The organism is Croceicoccus naphthovorans (assembly GCF_001028705.1).
GTDB classification, from domain to species: Bacteria; Pseudomonadota; Alphaproteobacteria; order Sphingomonadales; family Sphingomonadaceae; genus Croceicoccus; species Croceicoccus naphthovorans.
In genome coordinates this window covers 1,010,483-1,033,316 of record NZ_CP011770.1, presented here as the reverse complement: position 1 = coordinate 1,033,316, position 22,834 = coordinate 1,010,483, and the positions used below count along the sequence as shown (strand labels likewise).

Sequence of the window (22,834 nt, the reverse complement as noted above, 5' to 3'; positions counted from 1 at the left end):
CGACCGAAAACAGGAATAACCCCAATTCGAAGGATTATCCTTCAAAGGGGGAATGCACATGAACTGGATGCTGATGCCGTACCGGCGCTATTTCGACTTTGCCGGTCGTTCGCGGCGCAAAGAATACTGGATGTTCCAGCTTTTCATCTTCATCGTCTACGTCGTTGCAATGCTGCTGACCGGCGGTCTGGGCATGAGCATGGAGTACGGCGATGCGGGCACGATGGGGCCGTTTACCGCCATCGTCCTGATTGCTCTGGCCATCTGGGGTCTGGCCTCGATCATTCCCTCGCTGGCGCTCATGATCCGGCGATTGCACGATGTCGACAAATCGGGATGGTGGATCCTGATCGCCTTCGTGCCGATCATCGGCGGTCTAATCCTGCTCTATTTCTGCTTGATCGAAGGCACGCGCGGCGACAACCGCTTTGGCCCCGATCCCAAGGAAGGCGAAGCGCGCGGGGTCTAGAGACTACGAAGAGCTTGCGCCGGGCGGGCGTGCAGGACGGGAAGCGAGGCGAGCGTCGCCGCGCCCACCACCAGCGCCCCGCCCCCTATAACGACAGCGGTGACCACGGCCCAGTCGGGGCGGAACGGGAATTCGAACAGACGGTCGATCACGAACCAGCCGGTCGCCATGCCGATACCCATGCCGACCACGCCAAGCACCAGCGCCAGAAGCGCGTAACGCACCACCAGCGCGCCTAGCAGCTGCCCCCGGCTCGCGCCCAGCACGCGCAGGATCACGCTGTCGTAAGTCTCGCGCGCCCGCGCCGCCGCGATGGCGCCGAGCAATACGGCCAGCCCGGCCAGCACCGCCACGCTTGCGGCGGCAAAAATCGCCAGCGCCAAACTGCCCAGAATATCGCGCGCCTGTTCCAGCACGCCGCCGATCTCGATCACCGAACTTGTCGGGAAAGCCCGCACCAGCGCGCCCAGCAAAGGACCGCCATCCGCTCCCGCACCCACCATGATCGAGGCGTAGAGATTGTGCGGAGCATCGTCGATCGCGCCGGGCGAAAACACGAGGACGTAGTTGAAGCCCATGTCCTCCCACTCGACCTGCCGCAGCGAAGCGATTTCGGCATCGCGCTCTATGCCCAGCAGCGAGATCGTAATGTGGTCGCCGACCTTCAGGTCCAGCGCATCGGCCAGCTCCTGATCCACCGAAACCAGCGGCGGACCATCGTAATCGGCAGGCCACCACGCCCCGGACGTAACGGCGTTGCCGGGGGGAATTTCGGTCGCATAGGTAAGCCCGCGCTCTCCGCGCAGCGCCCATGCGCCTTCCGGAATATCCTCCAGATCCGACACCCGCGTCATTGCTTCGGGGGGGCCGTAGGCAAGGATCGCGCCCCGCATCGACGGGACCGTGCGCACCTGCGATCCCGGTGCCTCCTCCTCGACCAGATCGCGGAACGATCGCTCTCCATCGCGGGGCAGGTCGAGCACGAAATAGTCCGGCGCCTGCTCTGGCACGGTGGCCGCGATATAGGCATCGAGGCTGGTCTGGATCGCGGCAATCGCGGCAAAGGCCGACAGGCCAAAGCCCAGCGCCGTCACCAATGCCACTGTCGGCGATCCGGGCCGATCCAGCGCCGCCAGACCCATGCGCACCGCCAGCGATCCACCCCGGCGCGGCAATCGCGCCGCCGCCTTTCGAATGCCCAGCCCCAGCGCTGCAAGCAGCCCCAGAATGCACGCGGCAGCAGCCAGGAACCCGGCGGTCAGCCCAACCTCATGTGCGGTGGCCAGCGCCAGCACCACGATAGCCGCCAGGCCCGCCAGCACCGGCTTTGCCGCCGCGCGCCAGATCCCCGGCGGCGGTGCGCCGCGGGCGCGCAGCAGGGCCATCGCAGTAATCGACCGTGCGGCCAAAAGCGGCGGCGCGGCAAAAACCAACGCCACCAACAAGGCAAAAACCGCAGCCCGGACCAGCGCAAGCGGCGCAATCACAAACCCGGCATCGATAGGCAACAACCCTTCGAGCAAGGCCGCCAGCCCCGGCACCGCCAGCACGCCGACAATCAGCCCCGCGCCGACCCCGACGAACGCGGCGGCAAGCACCTGAAGCGCGTGCAAGCGCAAGACATCCTCGCTTGTCGCGCCCAAAACTTTCAACGTCGCAACCGTGCCCCGCCGTCCCTCCAACCAGGACGACACCGCGCCCGAAATGCCGATCCCGGCGATCACCAGCGCAGCCAGCCCGACCAGCCCGAGGAACTGGCCCATGTTGGCCATCAACCGATCCGCGCCCGGAGACGCGCGTTCGCGGGTGCGCGTATCCCAGCTGGCATCGGGGAACTGCGTTTCAAAGCCCTCGACCGCCGCGTCAGGCTCTTGTCCGCTCGTCAGCGCCACGCGGTACTTGGCACGCGCCATCGAACCGGGCTGGATCAGGTCGGTCTGCGCCATCGTCGCATCGGAAATGATCACCGGCGGGCCGAGCGAAAAGCCTTCGGACAGTCGGTCCGGCTCTTCCGCGATCACCCCGCCGATCCGCACCTGCGCGCGGCCAAGCCCGATCATGTCGCCGACTTCGGCATCCAGCCGATCCAAAACACCCTTGTCGACCCACGCTTCACCTGCGGGCGGTGCCCCGGCCTCTCGCCCGTCGCGCAGGCGGAAAGTGCCGTAGAGCGGCCAAGCATCGTCCACCGACTTCAGTTGGACCGGCGCGGTCGCATCGCCCGTCGTCGCCAGCGACTGCACGCGCGTGCCCCAAGATACGCGGCCCAGTGCCTGCATCGCGGCCAGTTCGTCTGCACTCGCCTCTCGGCCATAGGCAGAGAATTCCAAGTCCCCACCAAGAATTTCCTGCCCCCGGTCGGACAACTGGTCGCGGATCGCGGTTTCCAGCGTGCCAATCGCCGCCAAAGCCGCCGCGCCCAGGAAAAGGCACACGACCAGCAGCCGCAGGCCCCGGAAACGCCACGAAAAGTCCCGCCGCGCCAGCCGCAGCGCCAGCGGCCAGCCCTGTGCCGCCTCGCTCATGCGCGCACGGTGTCGGACACGATGCGCCCGTCATGCATTTCCAGCACACGCTCGCACTTTTCGGCCAGCGTCGGATCGTGGGTGATCAAGAACAGCGTCGCCCCGGTTTCGGCCCGGCGCGCAAAGAGCAGGTCGATGATCGCATCACCCGTTTCGGAATCGAGATTGCCCGTCGGCTCGTCCGCGAAGAGCAAGGGCGGGCGCGGCGCAAGCGCGCGGGCGATGGCCACACGCTGCTGCTCTCCGCCCGAAAGCTGCGTCGGATAGTGGCCGATACGATGGCCAAGGCCCACGGCAGCCAGTTCCGCCTCCGCCCGCTCCATCGCGCCGTCCATCCCGGCCAGTTCCATCGGCGTGGCGACGTTTTCCAGCGCGGTCATCGTCGGCAGCAGGTGAAACGCCTGCAACACGATGCCGATACGTCCGCGCCGCGCGCGGGCCAGCGCATCCTCCGACAATCCGGTAAAGTCCTGTCCAGCTACGTCGAGGCTGCCGCCGGTGCCGCGCTCAAGGCCAGAGAGCACCGCCATAAGCGAGCTCTTGCCCGAACCAGATGCGCCCAGCAGGGCAACGGTCTGGCCCGCCGGAACCGAAAGATCGACGCCGCGCAGGATCGGCACTTCCGCCCCCGGTCCGCCCAAGGAAAGCGTCAGGCCATTGGCGGCGATTGCGGGCGGGGTTTCGCTGGGAAAAGTACTCGGCATGGAAGGGCCAAGATTGCCATTACGCCCGGCAACTGCAAGGGTGACGGTATGAAGAAGTTTGTATCAGGCGTGGTCGCCGCCTTGCTGCTCTCTGCCTGTGGGCAAGATTCCGGTTCATCCCAGGCCCGCACCGCCGATCCCGATCGCCCGGTGGGTCAGCCGACCTTCGTGCTGGCCTTTGGCGACAGCCTGTTCGCGGGATATAACCTGCCGCAGTCCGCCGCCTATCCGGCACAGCTGGAACAGGCGCTGCGCCAGCGCGGCCTCAACGTGCGCATCCAGAACGCGGGCGTGTCGGGCGATACGACCAGCGCGGGGAAGCAGCGAATGGCCTTCGTGCTCGATTCGATGACGGTGCAGCCGGACTATGCGCTGGTCGAATTCGGCGCAAACGACATGCTGCGCGGTTTGTCGCCCGATCAGGCCCGCCAGAACCTCGACGCGATATTGGCCGAGATGGACCGGCGCGGGATCGAGGTGCTGCTCTACGAGATGAAGGCCGCCCCGAACTTGGGCCGAGACTATGCGACCAGGTTCGAAAGCATCTATCCCGACCTTGCCGAGAAATACGACGCAACTGTCGTGCCGTTTTTCATCGAGCCGCTGATCTTCGACCGGTCGCTGGTTCAGCGTGATCAGGTCCACCCGACCGAAGACGGCGTGAAGGCGATGGTCGAGGAAACGGTCGACGTCGTGGAAGACGCGATAGACTAGGGCAGCCGCTCCGCCGCGCCGCCGGACAGGTGCCAGACAGCGGGGCGTTCCGGCAGGCTGGCAAAGGGTTCGGTCTCGGTCCCCGTCATCCAGACTTGCGCGCCGCTGGCGGCCAGCCGCTCGTAAAGTACCGCGCGGCGATCCGGGTCGAGATGTGCGGCCACTTCATCAAGTAACAGCACCAAGGGCCGCGCTCCGGCCGACAGAGCCGCATGGGCCAGCGTTATCGCGATCAGCATCGCCTTCTGCTCACCGGTCGAGCATTCCGCCGCCGCACGCCCCGATCCGGCCATAACGACGGCAAGGTCATCGCGATGCGGCCCAACCAGGGTACGCCCCGCGCCCCGGTCCGCCCCGCGCCCCTTGCGCCATATCTCCGCCAAAGCCTCGGCATCCGCCGGGGCCGCCGGGTCGACCGCCAGCTTCGGGCGCGCGAACGGCGCATCTGGCAGCGCAGCGATATGCGCATCCAGCGCCGCCACGGTTTCAGCCCGCGCCTTCGCGATCTTTGCACCCGCGTCCGCCATCTCGCGTTCCAGCGCGTCTAGCCATCGCGGATCGGGCCGCTCGTCCGCACCCATCAACCGGTTACGTTCGCGCAAAGCCTTGTCATAGATCGCAGAATTCGCCGCATGACCGGGATCGATCCCCAGCACCATGCGATCCAGAAAGCGCCGCCGCGCGCTGGCACTATCGGCGAAGAGGCGGTCCATCGCGGGCGTCAGCCAGCTCATCGACAGCCACTCGGCCAGCCGCGCCGCAGGCAGTGGCGCACCGCTGGCCTGCACCTGCCGCCGCCCCGGCGCATCGGGCCGAACCGCCGTGCCGATGCGCACCGGCGAGATTCCGCTGATCAGATCGGCCCCGATGGCAAAGCCACCATGCGCGCCTTCGCGGGCCATGTCGCCCAATTGCGCGCGGCGCAGGCCTCTGCCCGGGGCCAGCAGCGACAGCGCTTCCAGCACGTTGGTCTTGCCCGCTCCGTTCGGGCCGATCAGCAGGTTGAACCGCGCCGTCCCTTCCAGACGCGTCGCGACATGATTGCGGAAATCGGCCAGTCGGATGCGGTCTAGCGACATGGTCAAGGCGTTAGGATCGCACCCGCTCCGCGCCAAGGGAAAAGGTTGGCGAAATGCCGATCCCAACAATTGGGAAATTTCCCCACTTCATCGGATGCAGCAATCCGGGCATGTTAGCCCATTGAATATATCCCGCTGAAATAACGCGATTTTCAAAACTGGCACGGTATCTGCATTCGGTTTGGCATGGCGGAATGAACCGCCGCTGAAACACTGATTAGGGGAAATACAATGCAAAGCTTCAAGAACATCATGCCCAACCCGACCGCCGCCTTCGCCGCGCTCGCGCTGTCGATCTTCACCATCTCGGCCACCGTGTCGCCGGTCGATTTCGCGGCCCCGCCGGTTGTCGCGTCCGAGTACGTCGCGTGAACCGCGTGACCGATCCCAACCGCAGCCCCGCCAAGTTCCACCTGAACAAAAGGGACGGCAAGTTGATGGGCGTGTGCGCCGGTATCGCCGATTATTTCGGCATAGACGCCACGCTCGTCCGCATCCTGTGGGTCGTCGGGACACTGGCCGGTGCCGGGTCGCTGATCCTGGTCTACCTGCTGATCGGACTGATCGCCGACTGATCCACCCAGTCGGCCAAGCCGGTCAGTCGGCCAGCCCCGTCAGTCGGCCTTGGCGAATGGCGAGAAGTCGGTGTCGGTGTCATAGACATCGACGCCTTCGCGCCGCTTCAACCAGCCGACGACCAGATAGGTCACGGGCGTCAACACCGCCTCCCACGTAACCTTCAACACCCATTGCGTCAGGGCGACCCACAGCACCTGCTCGGTCGCCCAGCCCGCCACGCCCAGAAATGCTAGCGGGTAGAACAGCGCGCTATCCACGCCCTGCCCCACCACGGTCGATCCGATGGTGCGGCTCCACAGGGCCTTGCCCTTGGTCCAAATCTTCATCCGGGCGAGGACATAGGAATTGACGAACTCGCCCGCCCAGAACGCCGCGATCGAGGCGAAAACGATGCGCGGCACCTGCCCAAAAACCTGTTCATAGGCCGCCTGCCCGGTCCAACCCGCATCGGGCGGCAGGGCAACGACGACCCATGCCATGACCACCATGAACAGCATCGCGGCAAAGCCTGCCCAGATGCACCGGCGCGCGTGGGCATAGCCGTAAACCTCTGTCAGAACATCGCCGATGACGTAGGATACCGGGAAAAACAGCACGCCTGCGCCAAACGGCCATAACCCCAGCACCGGCAAGTCGATCACCGCTCGCTTGCCCGCGCCGATCACGTTGGACAGCAACAGGATCGTGACGAAGGCCGCCATCACGTAATCGAAATACCGGAACTGGCGATGGCCAGCGGCCTTGCCCTCTACGCGGCGGGGCCGGTCGGCGGCGGCTGGTTCTGCGTTCGTATCCACACGGCAGGGCCTATCGCGATTTGCGCCTTGGGAAAAGCACGCTATGCGCATGGCCACGCGCCCTTAGCTCAGCTGGATAGAGCACGGGACTTCTAATCCTGAGGCCGCAGGTTCGACTCCTGCAGGGCGCGCCATTTCAAACCGCTTTGTGCGTCGTCGTTAAGGTTAATCGCAGCGCTTTCTGCCCGCGAATCGCCCCCTATCGCAAAAATTTTTCACTGTTGGATTAACCAGTGTAGCGCCCTGTCAACCGGGCGTTTTTGCGATTCGTCAGCCCATAGGGCACGATTCGGCGTGGTTAATGCAGTCGACCTTCGGAAACTTTTCACGCAGTCACGAATTTAACGAACAAGTAACGATTGCATGAGGTACCCGATATGTTCACGCCCAGCTATCGCAGCAGTTCGCCCGACCGGTGGACCCTGCCCCGTCCGTTTTCCGATGCTTCGCAGCGCTATCACAAGTTCGGCGCGCTGCAGCCGATGGACCCGCCCAGCTTTTGGGAACGCCTGATCCGCGGGATCTGAGCGTATCGGCGAAGAGGTGCAGTGCCTCGCGCCAACCTATCAAGGGGAGAGGCCGCTCGGCATTTCGGTGCCAGCGGCCTTTTCCGTTTGATCAGCCTACACTTCTCTCCATCACGCCTGGGCCATCGCCCCAAGCGTAACGTAATCGATCTTGCCCGTGCCCAACACAGGCAGCGCTTCGACCACCCGGATGTCGCGCGGCAGCATCAGTTCGGTAACACCATTGGCGCGCCCCCATTCCTGCAATGCCTTGGGTTCGGCGTCCCTTGCCGTGGTGAACAGCACCAGTTGCTCGCCCTTCTTGGGATCAGGCTTGGTCACCACGGCGCTCTCTGCGTCGGGCCAGACTTTGGCGGCATAGCCCTCCACGGCGGGTAGCGACACCATCTCGCCGCCAATCTTGGCGAACCGCTTGGCGCGCCCCCGTATGGTGACGAACCCGGCATCGTCGATGGTGACGATATCGCCAGTGTCGTGCCAGCCTTCTACGGGTGGCTGCAACGTACCCGGCGCATCGGCCATGTAATAGCCCGCCATCACGTTCGGCCCGCGAATGTAGAGTCGTCCGCCTTCGTCGATGCCGGGCACGGCTTCCAACTTCGCTTCGATCCCCGGCAGGAGCCGCCCGACCGATCCGGCCTGAAAGTGCATCGGCGTGTTGACCGCGATGACCGGGGCAGCCTCCGTCGCGCCATAGCCTTCTAGGATGCGCAGTCCGAACTTCTCGGCATAAGTCCGCCGCGTCTCGTCCCGCACCTTTTCGGCGCCGGCGAAAATATAGCGGATCGAATAGAAATCGTATCCATGCGCCATACGTGCATAGCCCGACAGGAACGTGTCGGTGCCGAACAGGATCGTCGCATTCGCGTCATAGGCCAGCGCGGGCACGATCCGGTAATGCAGCGGGCTGGGATAGAGCACCGTCTTGATCCCGTTCAGCACCGGCAACAGCGTGCCCCCGGTCAGGCCGAAGCTATGGAACACGGGCAACGCGTTCAACACGACATCACTGGAATTGAAATCGATCCGAGCCGACAATTGTGCGCAGTTGGCCAGCAGGTTGCGATGCGTCAGCACGACGCCCTTGGGCGCGCCTTCCGATCCGCTGGTGAACAGGATGACCGCAGGGCTGTCCGCCGCGATGCGCAGCTTGGCGTGGCGGCGCTCGAGGCGCTCTATCGTCAGTGCAGCCCACAACTTTTCGACCGGGCCGATGGTGGCGGCAATATCCTCAAGGTAGCGAACCTCTATACCATCACCTTCCAGCGCCGCGACGGCGTCGCCCAGCTTCGCCTGCTCGACAAAAGCGCGGGCGGTGACGACAGTGCGGATTTTCGCCGTGGCGCAAGCGGACTTCAGGTTCGCCGCGCCGACCGTGAAGTTCAGCATCGCCGGAACCCGGCCAATCCCTTGCAAAGCGAAAAACGCCGCCGCCACACCGTTGATATTGGGCAGCAACAGCCCGACTGCTTCGCCCGGAGCGGTGCCCTTGGCCAACCGCTTGCCCAGCAATCCCGCGCCAGCCAGTAGCCTGTCGTAGCTCAGCACATTGCGCGTCACATCCTCGACCACCGGCGCCTTGCCGCCATGCAGTTCGCGCGCCTCGCATAGGGCGGCGAACAGCGTGCGATCAATCTCGGTCGTGTCGAAGATCATGCCGCTCATTTCGTCATACAGGCGGCGACCGGCGATGGCGCGCCGCTCGCGCGCGCTCGACTCTCCTTCGATGGCGAAGCGGCGCTGGGGCAGGACATCGATGGTGATCTTGGGGAACCAGCGGCGGCGGACCTTACCCTTCATCCGGCTGAACATCGAATATTGCGGCCCGTCCAGCCGCACCGGCACGATTGGCGCATCCGCCTTGTCCGCGACCATGCCGGGGCCGTCGAACACTTTCATCAAGGCGCCGGTGACGGTGATGCGGCCCTCAGGAAAAATCACCAGTGTCCGCCCTTCGCGTACGGCTTTCACCATCGCCTTGGCCGACATCGGGTTCGTGGGGTCGACCGGGAATATCTCGAACAGTGCGAAAAACGGTTTGAGCCACAGGTTGCGCGCGATGGCGGTGTGAACGGCGAATGTCGGCTTGCCCGGCAGGAACGCGCCCAGCAGAACGCCGTCGAGGAATGACAGGTGGTTGACCACCACGACCGCCCGCTCCCCCGGTTGCGGCATGTTCTCCAGCCCCGTGACCTCTACGCGGTAGAGCGTCTTCAACATCCAGCGAACGACCTGCTTGAACAGGTATTCGGGAAGCAGCCAGATTGACACGACCGCAACGCCCAGCGTCATCACGCCCAGAACGCCGATCAGTCCCGGCACCCGCACCCCCGCCGCCAGCATCCCGGTCATGATCGCGACCAGCAGCACGGTGACCGCCGCGTTGACGATATTGTTCGCCGCGATCACGCGCGACCGCTCTTCCGGATCCGATCGCACCTGCAGGATCGCATAGAGCGGCACGATAAACATGCCCCCTGCCAACGCGATGACGGCAAGGTCGATCAGGATGCGGGTCGAGGCCGGATGGTCGATAAACAGCCCGATGGTGGCGTCGGCCACACGCGGCACGAACCCGCCGGTCGAAAAGTGCAGATCGATGAGGCCCAGCGCCAGCAGCAGGGCCGAGAACGGTACGAACTTGGCCGAAACCTCTCCCTTCAGCAGCCGGTTCACAACCAGAGAGCCGATGGCCACGAACAGCGAAAACACGATCAGAAACAGCGTGACAACGCCCGACCGCGCCATAAGAGTTCCGCTGACCAGCGGCGCGAACAGCGACACCAACACCGCCCCACAGGCAAAGAACCAGCTGATGCCAAGGATCGCAAGCCAGACCCCGCGCCCGTGCCGCGCGATGGAGAGGATCTGCATCGTCCCACGCCAGATGTTACGTTCTATCCTGTGCCCTTCATGCACCGGCGGCGCCTTGGGCACGGCAAAGCTGGCGAGGAAGCCGACACCCGCCAGCGTGAGGGCAACCAGCCCGCCCTGCCACGGATCGATCAGCCCCGCGAGCAATTGACCGCCAAGGATCGCAACGAAAGTCCCTGCTTCGATCAGGCCGGTGCCGCCCATGATTTCTTGTCTGTGCAGGTGCTGCGGCAGGATCGAATATTTGACCGGCCCGAAGAATGTCGATTGCAGACCGGACAGGAACAGCGCCAGAAGCAGCACCGGGATCGACTGAAGCCAGAAGCCGAGCAGGCCCAGCCCCATTATCACCACTTCGAGCAGTTTGATCCGGCGCACCAGCCACGCTTTGTCCATCGCGTCCGCCAACTGCCCCGCCAGTGCGGAGAACAGGAAATAGGGCAGGATGAAGAGGCCGGTGGACACCGTCGCCAGCATCTCCGCCTTGCCCGGCTCTGCCGAAAACACCGTGAAGCTGGCGAGGAACAGCAGGGCGAATTTCAGCAGGTTGTCGTTGAAGGCGCCAAGGAACTGGACCGCAAAGATCGGCCCGAAACGGCGTTTGGAAAGCAACGACAGATCGGGCGCGGCCATGAATTTCCCCTGTGGATCAGGGCGCAAGCTAATCGCCGCGCCGCCCGCGCGCTAGCAGCAGCGGGGTTAATTTTTGTCGACAGCGCGGCTTATCCGCAGGCCCGGTGCACACCTTCTGGACGAGCGGCCCCGCCATGCGTCAGGCTGGGGCGAAGCATCTGGACAGGGAATCGCAAACGATGGACGTCGAGACAGAGATCGGCAAGCTGGCTTCAGAGGCAATGGCGACGCAGATCGTGCTGGCCGGATTGCTGAATGCCATCAACAAGAGCGGACCGGACGGACGGGCCATCGTCGCCGATGCCTTTCGCCACGCCGACCTGATGACCGAGGTTTCGATTGCTACCTTGGGAAAATACGGCGGGCTGGTCGAATACGAACGCCAGCTGGCCAAAGTGGTCGAAAAGCTGCGCAGCGCCGTCTTGTCCGACGCCCCGCAGCCCGATCCGTAGGTTACTTCGCGGCCATCCGGATCGCGCCGTCCAGCCGGATCGTTTCACCGTTCAGCATCGGGTTGGTGACGATGGCCCGGACCAGATCGGCATATTCCTCGGGCCGGCCAAGGCGGCTGGGGTGCGGCACTTGCGCGCCCAGCGAGTCCTGAACTTCCTGCGACATGCCGGCCAGCATCGGGGTCCAGAAAATGCCCGGTGCGATGGTCATCACCCGCACCTTCGACCGCGACAGTTCACGCGCGATGGGCAGCATCATCGCCGCCACGCCGCCCTTCGATGCGGAATAAGCCGCTTGCCCGATCTGGCCCTCGAACGCTGCGACCGATGCGGTGTTGACGATTACGCCTCGCTCTTCCCCAATCGGTTCCGCCGTAACCAGCCGCGCAGCAAAGCGCGAGACGACGTTGAACGTACCGATCAGGTTGACCTCTATCGCCTTGCGAAACAGATCGAGCGAGTGCGGCGCGCCTTCGCGGTCGACCACCTTCGCGCCCGGTGCAATGCCCGCGCAGTTCACCAGGATACGCGCCGTACCATGCGCCGCCTCCGCCTGATCCAGCGCCAAATCTACGCTTTCGGCGCTGCTGACGTCAGTCTTCACGAACAACCCACCAATGGCCTTGGAATGGGCTGCCCCAGCCTCTTCCTGCAAATCGAGGATCGTCACTTTCGCGCCCGCCCCTGCCAACATCTGCGCAGTCGCGCCGCCAAGCCCCGATGCGCCGCCGGTAACGACCGCGGCCAGTCCTTCGATATTCATTGTAATTTCCCCGTCAAATCAGTTCGAGCGCGATCGCAGTGGCCTCGCCCCCGCCGATGCAGATGCTGGCAACACCGCGCTTCAGCTTGCGGGTCTCCAGCGCGCCCAGCAGGGTCGCCATGATCCGCGCGCCCGATGCACCGATGGGATGGCCCAGCGCGCAGGCCCCACCGTTGACGTTCAGCTTGTCGCGGTCGATGCCGAGATCGCGTTCGGCAATCAGGGCGACGACCGCGAATGCCTCGTTCACTTCGAATAGGTCGACATCGTCCATCGACCAGCCGATCCGCTCCATCAGTTTTCGCGTGGCGAAGACCGGTGCGGTCGTGAACCGGGCCGGTTCGTGCGCGTGAAAGGCATGGCCGACAACCTTGGCCACCGGCGTCATGCCCAGCTTCTCCGCCGTCGAGGCACGACACATTACCAACGCTGCCGCGCCGTCAGAAATCGAAGAACTGTTCGCCGCCGTCACCGTGCCGTCCTTTGCGAAGGCGGGACGGAGCGAGGGGATTTTCTCGACATTGGCCTTGCCCGGCTGTTCGTCGATGGCAACCGTTGCTTCGCCCTTGCGAGTCTTCACCGTAACCGGCGTAATTTCGCGATCGAAGCCGCCCTCGTCCTGCGCCTTGCGCGCCAGAGAAAGCGAGCGGATTGCGTATTCGTCCTGCACCTCTCGGGTGAACTGGTATTCCTGAGCCGCTTCTTCTGCAAAGGCGCCCATCAGTTTGCCGGGGTTGTAAGCATCTTCCAGTCCGTCGAGGAACATCGAGTCCTTGACGACATCGTGCCCCAGTCGCGCCCCACCGCGATGCTTGGGCAGCAGATAGGGCGCGCCGGTCATGCTCTCCATCCCGCCCGCGACAATTACCTCGGCGCTTCCGGCCAGCAGTGCATCGTGCGCCATGATCGCGGCCTGCATGCCCGATCCGCACATCTTGTTGATCGTCGTCGCTTCGACATGCTGCCCCAGATCGGCAAAGATCGCCGCCTGCCGCGCAGGTGCCTGCCCCAATCCGCCGGGCAAGACGCAGCCCATCACGATCTGATCAACCGCTTCGCCCGAAATTCCGGCGCGCGAAACCGCGGCGCGAACCGCCTCGGCCCCCAAATGCGTCGCACCGACTTCGGAAAAAGCGCCCTGCAATCCGCCCATCGGCGTGCGGGCATAGCTGGCAATGACGACGGGGTCGGACATGGTCGAAAACCTTTCGAATGAGGCAGCCAAGCTCGACTCAGCCGCAAATTATCTACTCGTGGGTATATTGCATTCCGATGGATAAAGACGCAAGGTCCGACTGACCCGCCTCAAACAGCCCCGGAAAGACAGTGAACGACCGGCCATCCCCCTTTCCCACCGCCGACGACCGCGCGCGAAGCCGTGCGGCGAAACGCATGGCATTGCTGGAAGCCGCGGTGACGATGTTCAACGAGCGCGGCTTTCACGCGACCTCGCTCGACGATGTGGCGGCCTCACTGGGCGTGTCGAAACCGACGATCTATCACTATCTGGGCAACAAGGATCAGGTCCTGATCGAGTGCCTAAAGATCGGCGTCGACGACCTGATGCTGGCCGATGAAGAGGCGCGTACCGTAAAGGGCGACGGGGCAGACCGGCTAACCTACTTCCTTCAAGCCTTTGGCGAAACGATCCTGCGCCCGTTCAGCCGCTGTGTCGTGCGGACTGGCGAAGAGTGCCTGAGCAAAACCAGCGCGGAAGAACTACGCGCGATGAAGCTGCGCGTTCATCACGCGATGTGCGCCCTGATCCGCGAAGGCATGGCCGATGGGTCGATCGCTTGTGCCGATCCCAACGTGCTGGCCTTTACCTTGGCGGGCGCGCTCAACTGGCCCGCGCGGTGGTACGATCCCGCCCACGGTGCATCGCCGTCGGAAACCGTGGCGCAGATTGTCGCGCATTTGCGCGAAGGCTATCGCCCCCGCGCCTGACGCGCCTTCCAATAAGGCGTGGGTCGATCAGGCGTGCGTGATCAATTGGGCGATTTCGGATGAAGTCGGATTGACCGTCATCGGGCATGCCGCACCCGGCACGACTTCTACATCGTATAGCTCTGCAACCGACCCATCGATGCGGAACCATTCGGCGCAGCGGCCCGAATTGAGATCGATGACCTGCATGCCCGTCCACGGCTCGCTGTCGGTTTCTTTCAGGCGGCGGTCGAGGTCGAGCCCTTCGAACCGCTTGTAACGCGGGCGTGACAGGCCGACGAACGCAAAGTTGCCCGCAAACGCCAGACCGCGCGTAAAGCCCGGCAGGAATGTGTGCGGCACAAAGCGGCCCCGGCCCGTTTCCACCCCCTCTACCGTTCCCAGTTCGCCCGTGCCGGAATTCAGCACCCACAACTTGCCATTATGCAGGCGCGGGGAATGCGGCATGGACAGGCCTTCGCAGACTACCACGTTCTTCTTCACGTCGATCACGACACCGCCGTCGGAACGGCGGTCGCGCCAGCCGTCGATGGTGTTCGACCGGCTGACCGCCGTGACATAGGCAGGCTCGTTCCCGTTCATCGCAAGACCGTTCAGGTGGCAGCGGTCCTCTTGCACCAGGTCGGTGATGAACGACGGTCGCCAGATTTCGCGAAAACTGTGTTTCGGGTCGACGGTGGCGAGACAATTGTAACGGGTGTTGACGAAGATCGGGTTGCCCGCGCCATCCAGCCCGACGTCATGCGCGTCCAGCGATCCCGTAACATGCACGGTGCGCGGCACGTAACAACGGTCGAACAACTGATTCACCCGCTGATCGGGCTTCAGCACGTTCTCCATGCGAAGGATCTGATACCCGCAGGCCAGCGTCAGGCTGCCGTCCGCCTCGTGCTTTACGCCCATCGGCTTGGGCATGCCGCACTGGTGCAGGTGCAAACCGCCCTTGGGGTTGCGACCCAGCATATAGAGCAGGCCCGACTGGTACGACGTCAACGCGACAGAGATGTTCAACCGGGCCAGCAACGCGACGAGGCCGCCCGATTGCGAATAGGTAACTTCCGAAGGCTTGGATTCATCGGCGATGACGGGCGCGCCCTGCGCGGTATTGGCCTGCCCGGCATTTGCCTGTGCCGAATCGGCCTTCGGCGCGGCTTCGCGCTCGGTCACGTCACTTGTCATCTGACCCCAACTTTCCGGATTGTCTCTGCGATACAACACCATCTTAGGCGATGGGTTTCCGAAATGGCCAGAGCTAGTTCGCGGAAAAATCCGATCCGGTCGCGGTTTCGTCATCCGGCGCGACACCGCCGCCAAGCGCCTTGACCAGCGCTGCGTGCGCCTCAATCGCCTGCGCCTTGGCCTGTACCGCGGCCAGATCCGCCTCTGCAAAAGCCAGTCGCGCCTGATTGTACTGGATACGCGAGTCCTCGCCCGCTTCGTAACGCTGGCGTGCCATCTGCAAGGCCACCTCGGCCCGCTCGCGCGCCGCTACCAGATCCTGCCACCCCGCCAGCGCAGCGTTGTAGCGGTTCAGCGCCGTCTCGCTGTCGGCCAGCGCGCCCAGCACCGCCTTCTCGTACTCGGCCCCCGCCTCTTCGGCTCGGGCACCTGCGGCGCGGATTTGCGCGCGGATGCGCCCACCGGCAAAGATCGGCCACGACAGGCTGGGCCCCACGGTAAAGCGGGTCGAGCCGCTGTCCGCCAGATCGCCGATAGTCCGCGCCTGTTGCCCGATCGATCCGAGCAGGGAGATCTTCGGGAACAGCTCCGCCGTCTGCACGCCGACATCGGCGGTGGCGGCGGCCAGTTGCGCCTCTGCCGCAATGACATCCGGGCGGCGGCGCAGGACATCGGCGCGCAGTCCGGCCTGTACCGCGGCTGGGGGCTCGGGAAGATCGGCGGGGCTGGCCAGCAAGTCCGCCATCGCCTCCGGCGGCTGCGCGGTCATCAGCGCCAGTGCATTGGCCGCGGCCCTTGCTCGCGCATCGGATTCGGGCGAGCGCGCAGCCTCGGCCTTGGCGGCGGCCTCGGCATTGGCGGCTTCCGATCGGCCGATTTCGCCTACCTCGAAACTCTGGCGCGAAAGCTGGGCAATAGTCCCCGATGCCTCGACCCGGCGGACGCGGATCGCTTGCTCCGCTTGCGCCTGACGCAATTCGGAGTAGGCCCGCACGACTTCCGCCACAACGCGCAAACGCGCCTCTTGCCGCAGGGCTTGCGATGCCGCCAGCCTGTCCTGCGCCGCCTCTACCGCACGGCGATTGCCGCCCCACAGATCAAGTTCCCAAGAGGCATCGAAACCCGCGTCGTAAAGCGAGTATTCCGGCGCGAACCCCGGAATCGCCCCCACAGGCAACTGGCCATTTTCGGACAGCCGCTGGCGCGTTGCCGAACCCATCGCCTGAACCTGCGGCAAACGCCCGCCGCGCGCTGCATCCAGCCCGGCCCGCGCCTGACGCAGCCGCGCCTCTGCAATCGCGATGTCGAGGTTGGCGGCCAGCGCCTGCTCGATCAGCGCGGTCAGAACCGGATCGTCCATCTCGCGCCATGGCTCTGCCGCAAGGGTGCCGGTTTCAACATCGGGAAGCGACCACGCGCCGACTTCGCCCGAAACGGCGGGCCGTTCGTAATCGGGACCGACGGTGCAGGCCGACAGGGCGGATAGCGCAAGGACAAGAACAGCTTTTCGCAAGGCGATCACTCCAGCCGCGAACGGAACAAGGCCCACGCCGCCCACAGCGACAACGCGGCAAGAACGGCCAGCGGCCATGTGTTGTTCAGGACATCGCCGACCGGCATGCCCTTCAGGAACGTGCCCTCGGCAATCACCAGAAACCAGGTCGGCGGATTGGCCCAGGTGATCACCTGAAGCCATTCGGGCATGTTATCGACGGGGCTGGCATAGCCGGACAGGATGATCATCGGCACGGTTAGTGCAAACATGCCCAGAAACGCCTGCTGCTGCGTGGCGGAGACAACCGAGATCAACATACCAATCCCGACGAGCGATAGCAGGTAGAACACCAGCGCCACCAAAAAGAGCAGCAGCGAACCCTCTACCGGTACGCCGAACACCAGCGGGGTCAGCACGACGAAAATCGCGACGTTGATCAGGCCCACTCCCATCGGCGGCAGCATCTTGCCGATCAGCACCTCGTGCGTGCGCAATGGCGAGACAAGCAACTGGTCGAAAGTGCCCAGTTCCCGCTCTCTCGCCACCGACTGCGAAACCAGCGTCATCGACGAAATCGCCGCGATGATCGAAATCAGTGCGGGCATGACGAACCAGATGTATTCGAGGTTCGGATTGAACCAATGCCGCACCACCGTGCCCGACGATGCACCGCCGCCGCGCGAGGCAATGGCGATGCCGCGCGGGGTTTCCGCCGATACGTCGGCCACGATGCGCTGGACATAACCCGACACGATCTGCGCCGCGTTGGACCTGCGCCCGTCGAACACCCCGCCGATGGTCGCGGGGCGCCCGGCGGCGACATCGGCGGAGAATTGCTGGTCGAAGCGCAGCACGGCAATCACGTCCTGATGATCGACTGCGCTTTTCAGCGCCGCGTCGGATGACAGCACCCGAACTTCGCGCACGTTGGGGCTGGCATCCAACCGTTCGACGATTTCGCGGCTCCAGCGTCCGCCGTCGAGGTCGTAGATGCCGATGCGGATATTGTTCACCTCCATCGTCGAAGCAAAGCTGAACAGGAAAAACTGCATTAACGGTGGCGCGATAAGGATCAGCCGCGATTTCGGGTCGCGTAGAATTGCCAGCAATTCCTTGATGATCATCGCGCGAAGGCGGGGTCCGATCATGCGATCCTCCGCTTGGTCACGCGCACACAAAGCGCGAACAGAACGACGCCAAAAGCCAGGAGAATTGCCATGTTCGGTGCAAACAGCCCCCAGTCATCACCGGCCACGAAAACCGTTTGCACCTGCGGCATCAGATAGCGTGCGGGCACCAGATAGGTGAGCGCCTGTATCGGAACGGGCATGGACGATATTTCAAAGATAAAGCCCGACAAGAGCATGGTGGGCAAGAACGCCGTCAGCAGAGCGACCTGACTGGCCACGAACTGATTTTTCAATGCGGAAGAAATGAACAGACCCTGGCCCAGCGCCGGGATCAGGTAGACCGAGGAAATGACGAAAAGCGCGAAGACCGACCCGCGAAAAGGCACGCCGAACAGCGTCACGGCCAGCACGGTGCACAGCGCCATCGAAACGATGCCCAGCACGAAATAGGGAATGACCTTGGACAACAGGAATTCCCCCATGCCGACCGGTGTCGCCATCAGCCCTTCCAGCGTCCCCCGCTCCCACTCTCTCGCAACGACGAGGGCGGTGAGCAGCGCGCCGATCAGCGTCATGATCAACGCGATCGATCCGGGCACGAGGAAATTGCGGCTGGCCAGTTCGGGGTTGAACCAGAACCGCGAGAGGAGATCGATCGGCGGCTCCGCCTGCTGGCCCGCATCGCCCGCCCGCTGCGCCTGCCACGCGGCGTGAACACCCTCTGCATAGGCGCCGATGAAGGCCGCTGCGTTAGGCAGGGAACCGTCGGTGATAACCTCTATCTGCCCGCCGCCACGCGCCGCATCGCGCCCGAAATCCGCCGGGATGACGACGATGCCGCGAATGTCCTCGGACACTAGGTTCTTTTCCAGCACCTGCAACGGCGCGACATCGACAACCTCGAAATATTGCGATCGGGCGAAGGTCGTGGCCAGCGACATCGCCTCTGCCCCGTCATCCTGTATCGCGATCCCGATACGCGTTCGCGAGGAATCGAGATTCACCCCGAACCCCATCAGGAACAACAGGATGATCGGCAGCAGGAACGCGATCAGAAAGGTCGAGGGATCGCGCGAAATCTGGCGCGCCTCTTTCGCGATCATCGCGGTCATTCGGCGGGTGCGGGCAGATCGGGTCATGCCGCCTCCCTCTCTTCGCGCGCGGCATCGGACCGTTCGATGAGCGCGATGAAGGCATCCTCCATCGATGCCTCGCCGGTTCCGGCGTCTTCCTTCAGGGCATCGGGACTACCGATGGCAATCTGCTCTCCGCGATAGATCAGCGCGATCTCGTCGCAGTACTCCGCCTCGTCCATGAAGTGCGTGGTGACAAGGACCGATACGCCCCGTTCGACCAGCCCGTTGATGTGGTTCCAGAATTCGCGCCGGACGATGGGATCTACGCCCGATGTCGGCTCGTCAAGAAACAGCACCGGCGGGCGGTGCAATACCGCGCAGGCCAAAGCCAGCCTTTGCTTATAGCCCAGCGGCAACATCCCGGCATTGCTGCCCAAGAACTGCGCAAGGTGAAAGGTCTCTATCGCATCGTCGACCGCCGCTTTTGCTTCGGCGCGGCCCAGCCCATAGGCCCCGGCGAAAAACGACAGGTTCTGCTGCACCGAAAGGTCGCCATAGAGCGAGAACTTCTGCGCCATATAGCCCAGCGACTGCCGCGCATCCGCGCCGGATGTCAGCAGGTCGTACCCGTCGACCGCACCCGTCCCCTCGCTAGGACGCAGCAAGCCGCATAGCATCTTGAACGTCGTCGACTTTCCAGCGCCGTTGGGGCCGAGCAGACCGAAGACCTTGCCGCGCGGAACCGTGAACCGGATGTCGTGCGCCGCCGTGAAATCGCCGAACCGCTTGGTCAGCCCTTTGGCCTCTATGGCGGGGCGGTCGTGCTCCGGGGTATGAGGATACTTCTGCGCAAGTTCGGACGATCCCCCCGGCCCGCCGCCCAGCAGGTCGATGAACGCATCCTCGTAACGCGGTATTGCCTTGCGTGATGGGCCTGATGCATCGATGGCGTCGGGCTTCGGCGCTTCCGCCCCTTCCGCCAGCAAGAGCCGGATCGATCCGCCCTGTACCGCCCCGTCGATGATCGCCGGATTGTCCAGCGCCTGCCGCAGCACAGTCCGCCGGTCGCTCTCCACCGGATAGCGCAAGACGCGGTCCGCGATCTTGTCGGTCAGGTCCTGCGGCGGACCGGATGCGAGAATGCGGCCTTCGTTCAACAGGAACACGGTCTCGCACTTCTCCGCCTCGTCCAGATAGGCGGTGGACCACAGAATGCCGATCCCCTCGTCGGCCAGTTCCTGCACCATCGCCCACAGCTCGCGGCGGGACACCGGATCGACGCCCACCCCCGGCTCGTCCAGCAAGAGCAGCGCGGGCTTGCGGATCAGCGCGCAGGCAAGGCCCAGCTTCTGCTTCATCCCGCCCGAAAGCTTGCCCGCCAGGCGTCCCTGAAAGAGGGCAAGGTCGGTAAACTTCAACAGCATCGCCAGACGGTCGGGCCGCTCTTCCACCGGCAGCGCGCGCAAGTCGGCATAGAGGTCGAGGTTCTCGCGAACCGTCAGGTCTTCGTAGAGGCCGAAGCGTTGCGGCATGTATCCCAACACCTCGCGATCCTGCTCCGTGGCGGGCACTCCGCCCACGATCACCTCCCCCTCGTCGGGATCGGCCAGCCCGGCAAGGATACGGATCAGTGTCGTCTTGCCCGCACCATCCGGCCCGACCAGCCCGGTCATCACGCCGGGCCTGATCGTGAGGTCCACGGCATCAAGCGCGGGCCGGTCCAGCCCTTCGAAGCGCTTAGTCAGGTTGCTGGCAGAGGCGACCGGTTCGCCCATGTCAGTCCGCCGCCGGACGCGCCGCCGGAATGTTGACGGTAACCGGCTGCCCCTGCCGCAGCCCCTGATCCGGATCGTCGATCAGGATGCGCACCCGATAGACGAGGTCTGCCCTCAGGTCCTCGGTCTGCACCGTCTTGGGCGTAAACTCGGCCTTGGGCGCGATCTGCGCGATCTTGCCGGCATAGCGCCTGGCATTGCCGTCGGTCGTGACCTGTACCTTCATACCGGGCGAGATGCGCGACAGGTCATCTGCCCCGACATAGGCGCGGATGCGCATCGGTCGGTCGATAGTCAGCGTCAGCACGGTTTCGCCCGGCCCGACGATAGCGCCGGGTTCGCGGGCCCGCGTCAGTACGGTCCCGCCGCTGGGCGCGCGCAACACCGCATCGTCCAGCCCGGTCCGCGCGGAATCGCGACGTGCCCGCGCCGCTTCGGCCTGTGCGGCGGCGGCTTGCCGGTCCTCGGTCCGCGACCCCTCGCGCGCCAGCGATAGCGCGGCGGCGGCGGCGCGCGCTTCGGCCCGTGCCGATTGCAACTTCGCCTCGGTCGCGTCGAAGACCTGCCTGCTCACCGCCCCGGTTTCGACCAGCTTGGCGCGGCGGTCGTAATCTTCCTGCGCGGATTCCAGCGAAGCCTGCGCCTGCCGCGATCGCGCCTCTGCCTGCGTGATTTCCTGCGGGCGGCTTCCAGCCCGCGCTTTCGCCAATTCGGCATTGGCCACGCCCAGTTGCGCCCGCGCCGCTGCCAGTTCGTCGCGCATCGGCGCGACGTCCAGCCGCGCAATCGCCTGCCCCGCTTTGACCTGCTCGCCCTCTTCGGGACCGATGGCCTCTATCCGCCCCCCGCCACGAAAGGCCAGATCGACCTGCCGCACGTCGACATTGCCGTATAGCGTAAGACCGGTTTCCGAACCGCCCAGCAGGCCAAGGCCCTTGGTGAAATAGGCCGCGAGCAGAACCGCAACGATCGCGCCGATTATGGCGATATTTCTTCGGCTCACTGGTGTTCTCCACGACGAAGGCCGGACAGGAATATGGATAGGTGCGAATGCGCGGCAGCGGCGATTTCTTGGCGTTCCGCATCGCCAATCCCTGCCCAGCCGCAATGGCGCAAGGCAGCGGCGCGGCAGGTGCGGAAAAACACGATCTGCCCTATCAGCATGGCAGCCCGGATCCGCGCCTCCCCCTCTGGCATCGGCGGATCGGCAGCAGCAGCAAGAAGCGTCGTCATCTGCGTCAGGATCGGGCTCATCACCCCTTCGAAAATCGGCTGAAACGCATCGGTCGGCTCCGCCTGTTCGCGCAAGACGAAGTTCACGAAATCGTCGATGGCAGGGTCCGTCACCACGCCAATGCCGATGTCGATCATCCGGTGCAGGGCCTCTTCGATCACCGCGAAGTCCGCATTGTCCAGATCGACCCCCTCGCGAATGGCGCGAAGCGGCGCGATGCGCTCACTCATCTTGGCCGCGATATGCTCTGCTGCGGCAAGGTAAAGTCCACGCTTGCCACCGAAATGGTAGGTGATTGCAGACATCGGTTTGCCACAGGCCGCCGCGATCGCCCGCGTGCTGGCCCCGTCGTAGCCAACCCTTCCGAACAAGCGAATGGCGGCGTTCAACAGGTCAGCGTTTGCAGGTCGAGCCGATTCATTCATTCGAACGAATTAGCACGCACGGCCAATCCTGCAAGCCCATCATTGCGTACGGTGGGCACCTGTCGCATGGTGCGCGGCATGGCCGGGAATGCACGCATAAAGATAAAGGTCCAGATCTTCTGCGGCGAAGAGATCGCGATGGGTCCGGGCAAGGCCGATCTGATGGAAGCCATCGCCGCGACCGGCTCCATATCCGCCGCTGCCCGAGACATGGGGATGAGCTATCGCCGGGCGTGGCTGCTGGTCGATGCGATGAATCGCTGCTGGACCGAACCGCTCGTTCGCACAAAGCCCGGCGGCGCGGCGCGCAGCGGCGCGGAATTGAGCGAACTGGGGCGCACCGTGCTGAGCGACTATCGCGATTTGCAGGAGGCCGTGGCGCGCACTGGCAGCGATAGCCGCTGGCACGGGCTTGAGACAAAGATCCGGCCCGCACCGGTTCCCGCCAAGCCCTGAT

At 64.4% G+C, this 22,834-nt stretch carries 22 protein-coding genes, 1 tRNA gene and 1 pseudogene; 9 read left to right on the top strand and 15 right to left on the bottom strand.

Going from position 1 to position 22,834, the window contains the following annotated elements; genetic code table 11:
• The first annotated feature begins 58 nt into the window (after positions 1-58).
• Positions 59-469, top strand: a complete 411-nt coding sequence (locus tag AB433_RS05210) for a DUF805 domain-containing protein (protein WP_047820203.1) — start codon at positions 59-61, stop codon at positions 467-469.
• On the opposite strand, the gene AB433_RS05205 is transcribed toward AB433_RS05210, so the two are convergent.
• Positions 466-2,994 (bottom strand): ABC transporter permease, encoded by a 2,529-nt coding sequence (locus tag AB433_RS05205; RefSeq protein ID WP_047820202.1) that lies wholly within the window; start codon positions 2,992-2,994, stop codon positions 466-468. The genes AB433_RS05210 and AB433_RS05205 overlap by 4 nt on opposite strands.
• Entirely contained in the window at positions 2,991-3,698 is a 708-nt protein-coding gene (locus AB433_RS05200) for an ABC transporter ATP-binding protein (protein ID WP_047820201.1), read from the bottom strand. The genes AB433_RS05205 and AB433_RS05200 overlap by 4 nt, the downstream gene beginning before the upstream one ends.
• Before the next feature lie 48 nt (positions 3,699-3,746).
• On the opposite strand from AB433_RS05200, the gene AB433_RS05195 reads away from it, so the two are divergent.
• Positions 3,747-4,412, top strand: coding sequence for an arylesterase (locus tag AB433_RS05195; RefSeq protein ID WP_047820200.1), 666 nt, complete (start codon positions 3,747-3,749; stop codon positions 4,410-4,412).
• Here the strand turns inward: AB433_RS05195 and recF are convergent.
• Positions 4,409-5,491 (bottom strand): DNA replication/repair protein RecF, encoded by a 1,083-nt coding sequence (recF, locus tag AB433_RS05190; protein ID WP_047823370.1) that lies wholly within the window; start codon positions 5,489-5,491, stop codon positions 4,409-4,411. The two genes, AB433_RS05195 and recF, sit on opposite strands and share 4 nt — an antisense overlap.
• A gap of 231 nt (positions 5,492-5,722) precedes the next feature.
• Here recF and AB433_RS20375 point away from each other — a divergent pair, with 231 nt between their 5' ends.
• Together AB433_RS20375 and AB433_RS05185 are read left to right on the top strand one after the other, a co-directional pair.
• Positions 5,723-5,863: a hypothetical protein gene (locus AB433_RS20375; protein ID WP_156170683.1), complete on the top strand. Its 141-nt coding sequence runs from the start codon at positions 5,723-5,725 to the stop codon at positions 5,861-5,863.
• A complete protein-coding gene (locus tag AB433_RS05185) occupies positions 5,860-6,066 on the top strand; it encodes a PspC domain-containing protein (protein ID WP_047820199.1) in 207 nt (68 codons plus the stop codon). The genes AB433_RS20375 and AB433_RS05185 overlap by 4 nt, the downstream gene beginning before the upstream one ends.
• A 39-nt stretch (positions 6,067-6,105) precedes the next feature.
• Here AB433_RS05185 and AB433_RS05180 read toward each other — a convergent pair whose 3' ends face one another.
• Positions 6,106-6,918: a queuosine precursor transporter gene (locus tag AB433_RS05180; protein ID WP_047823368.1), complete on the bottom strand. Its 813-nt coding sequence runs from the start codon at positions 6,916-6,918 to the stop codon at positions 6,106-6,108.
• Positions 6,919-6,924: 6 nt separating this feature from the next.
• On the opposite strand from AB433_RS05180, the gene AB433_RS05175 reads away from it, so the two are divergent.
• Together AB433_RS05175 and AB433_RS20370 are read left to right on the top strand one after the other, a co-directional pair.
• Positions 6,925-7,001: transfer RNA gene (locus AB433_RS05175), tRNA-Arg, on the top strand.
• Positions 7,002-7,226: 225 nt separating this feature from the next.
• Positions 7,227-7,394: a hypothetical protein gene (locus tag AB433_RS20370; protein ID WP_156170682.1), complete on the top strand. Its 168-nt coding sequence runs from the start codon at positions 7,227-7,229 to the stop codon at positions 7,392-7,394.
• Positions 7,395-7,505: 111 nt separating this feature from the next.
• Here AB433_RS20370 and AB433_RS05170 read toward each other — a convergent pair whose 3' ends face one another.
• Positions 7,506-10,901, bottom strand: a complete 3,396-nt coding sequence (locus AB433_RS05170; RefSeq protein WP_047820198.1) for an acyl-[ACP]--phospholipid O-acyltransferase — start codon at positions 10,899-10,901, stop codon at positions 7,506-7,508.
• A gap of 179 nt (positions 10,902-11,080) precedes the next feature.
• Here AB433_RS05170 and AB433_RS05165 point away from each other — a divergent pair, with 179 nt between their 5' ends.
• A complete protein-coding gene (locus tag AB433_RS05165; RefSeq protein WP_156170681.1) occupies positions 11,081-11,353 on the top strand; it encodes a hypothetical protein in 273 nt (90 codons plus the stop codon).
• A gap of 1 nt (position 11,354) precedes the next feature.
• Here AB433_RS05165 and AB433_RS05160 read toward each other — a convergent pair whose 3' ends face one another.
• Both AB433_RS05160 and AB433_RS05155 read right to left on the bottom strand, forming a co-directional pair.
• Entirely contained in the window at positions 11,355-12,116 is a 762-nt protein-coding gene (locus AB433_RS05160; RefSeq protein WP_047820196.1) for an SDR family NAD(P)-dependent oxidoreductase, read from the bottom strand.
• Positions 12,117-12,129: 13 nt separating this feature from the next.
• On the bottom strand, positions 12,130-13,311 hold the full coding sequence (locus tag AB433_RS05155) for an acetyl-CoA C-acyltransferase (RefSeq protein ID WP_047820195.1): 1,182 nt from the start codon (positions 13,309-13,311) through the stop codon (positions 12,130-12,132).
• A gap of 131 nt (positions 13,312-13,442) precedes the next feature.
• Between AB433_RS05155 and AB433_RS05150 the strand changes: the two genes are divergently transcribed.
• Positions 13,443-14,063, top strand: coding sequence for a TetR/AcrR family transcriptional regulator (locus AB433_RS05150; RefSeq protein WP_047820194.1), 621 nt, complete (start codon positions 13,443-13,445; stop codon positions 14,061-14,063).
• Between the two features lie 27 nt (positions 14,064-14,090).
• Here AB433_RS05150 and AB433_RS05145 read toward each other — a convergent pair whose 3' ends face one another.
• From AB433_RS05145 to AB433_RS05115, 8 genes and pseudogenes are all read right to left on the bottom strand, one after another.
• Positions 14,091-15,242, bottom strand: a complete 1,152-nt coding sequence (locus tag AB433_RS05145) for a TIGR03032 family protein (protein ID WP_082135024.1) — start codon at positions 15,240-15,242, stop codon at positions 14,091-14,093.
• Positions 15,243-15,315: 73 nt separating this feature from the next.
• Positions 15,316-16,833, bottom strand: a complete 1,518-nt coding sequence (locus AB433_RS05140) for an efflux transporter outer membrane subunit (RefSeq protein WP_179944958.1) — start codon at positions 16,831-16,833, stop codon at positions 15,316-15,318.
• Entirely contained in the window at positions 16,761-17,885 is a 1,125-nt protein-coding gene (locus AB433_RS05135) for an ABC transporter permease (protein WP_047820193.1), read from the bottom strand. The genes AB433_RS05140 and AB433_RS05135 overlap by 73 nt, the downstream gene beginning before the upstream one ends.
• Positions 17,882-19,006 (bottom strand): ABC transporter permease, encoded by a 1,125-nt coding sequence (locus AB433_RS05130; protein ID WP_047820192.1) that lies wholly within the window; start codon positions 19,004-19,006, stop codon positions 17,882-17,884. The genes AB433_RS05135 and AB433_RS05130 overlap by 4 nt, the downstream gene beginning before the upstream one ends.
• Positions 19,003-20,190, bottom strand: coding sequence for an ABC transporter ATP-binding protein (locus tag AB433_RS05125; protein WP_425389121.1), 1,188 nt, complete (start codon positions 20,188-20,190; stop codon positions 19,003-19,005). The genes AB433_RS05130 and AB433_RS05125 overlap by 4 nt, the downstream gene beginning before the upstream one ends.
• A 54-nt stretch (positions 20,191-20,244) precedes the next feature.
• Positions 20,245-20,646: pseudogene (locus AB433_RS21755) on the bottom strand (ATP-binding cassette domain-containing protein); the annotation flags it as partial.
• 73 nt (positions 20,647-20,719) lie between these two features.
• Complete coding sequence (locus AB433_RS05120; RefSeq protein WP_053058998.1) at positions 20,720-21,721, bottom strand: HlyD family secretion protein; 1,002 nt, start codon at positions 21,719-21,721, stop codon at positions 20,720-20,722.
• A complete protein-coding gene (locus AB433_RS05115; protein ID WP_218916923.1) occupies positions 21,718-22,323 on the bottom strand; it encodes a CerR family C-terminal domain-containing protein in 606 nt (201 codons plus the stop codon). Before AB433_RS05115 ends, AB433_RS05120 begins: the two co-directional genes overlap by 4 nt.
• A gap of 132 nt (positions 22,324-22,455) precedes the next feature.
• Between AB433_RS05115 and AB433_RS05110 the strand changes: the two genes are divergently transcribed.
• Positions 22,456-22,833, top strand: a complete 378-nt coding sequence (locus tag AB433_RS05110) for a winged helix-turn-helix domain-containing protein (RefSeq protein ID WP_047823360.1) — start codon at positions 22,456-22,458, stop codon at positions 22,831-22,833.
• Position 22,834 lies beyond the last annotated feature (1 nt).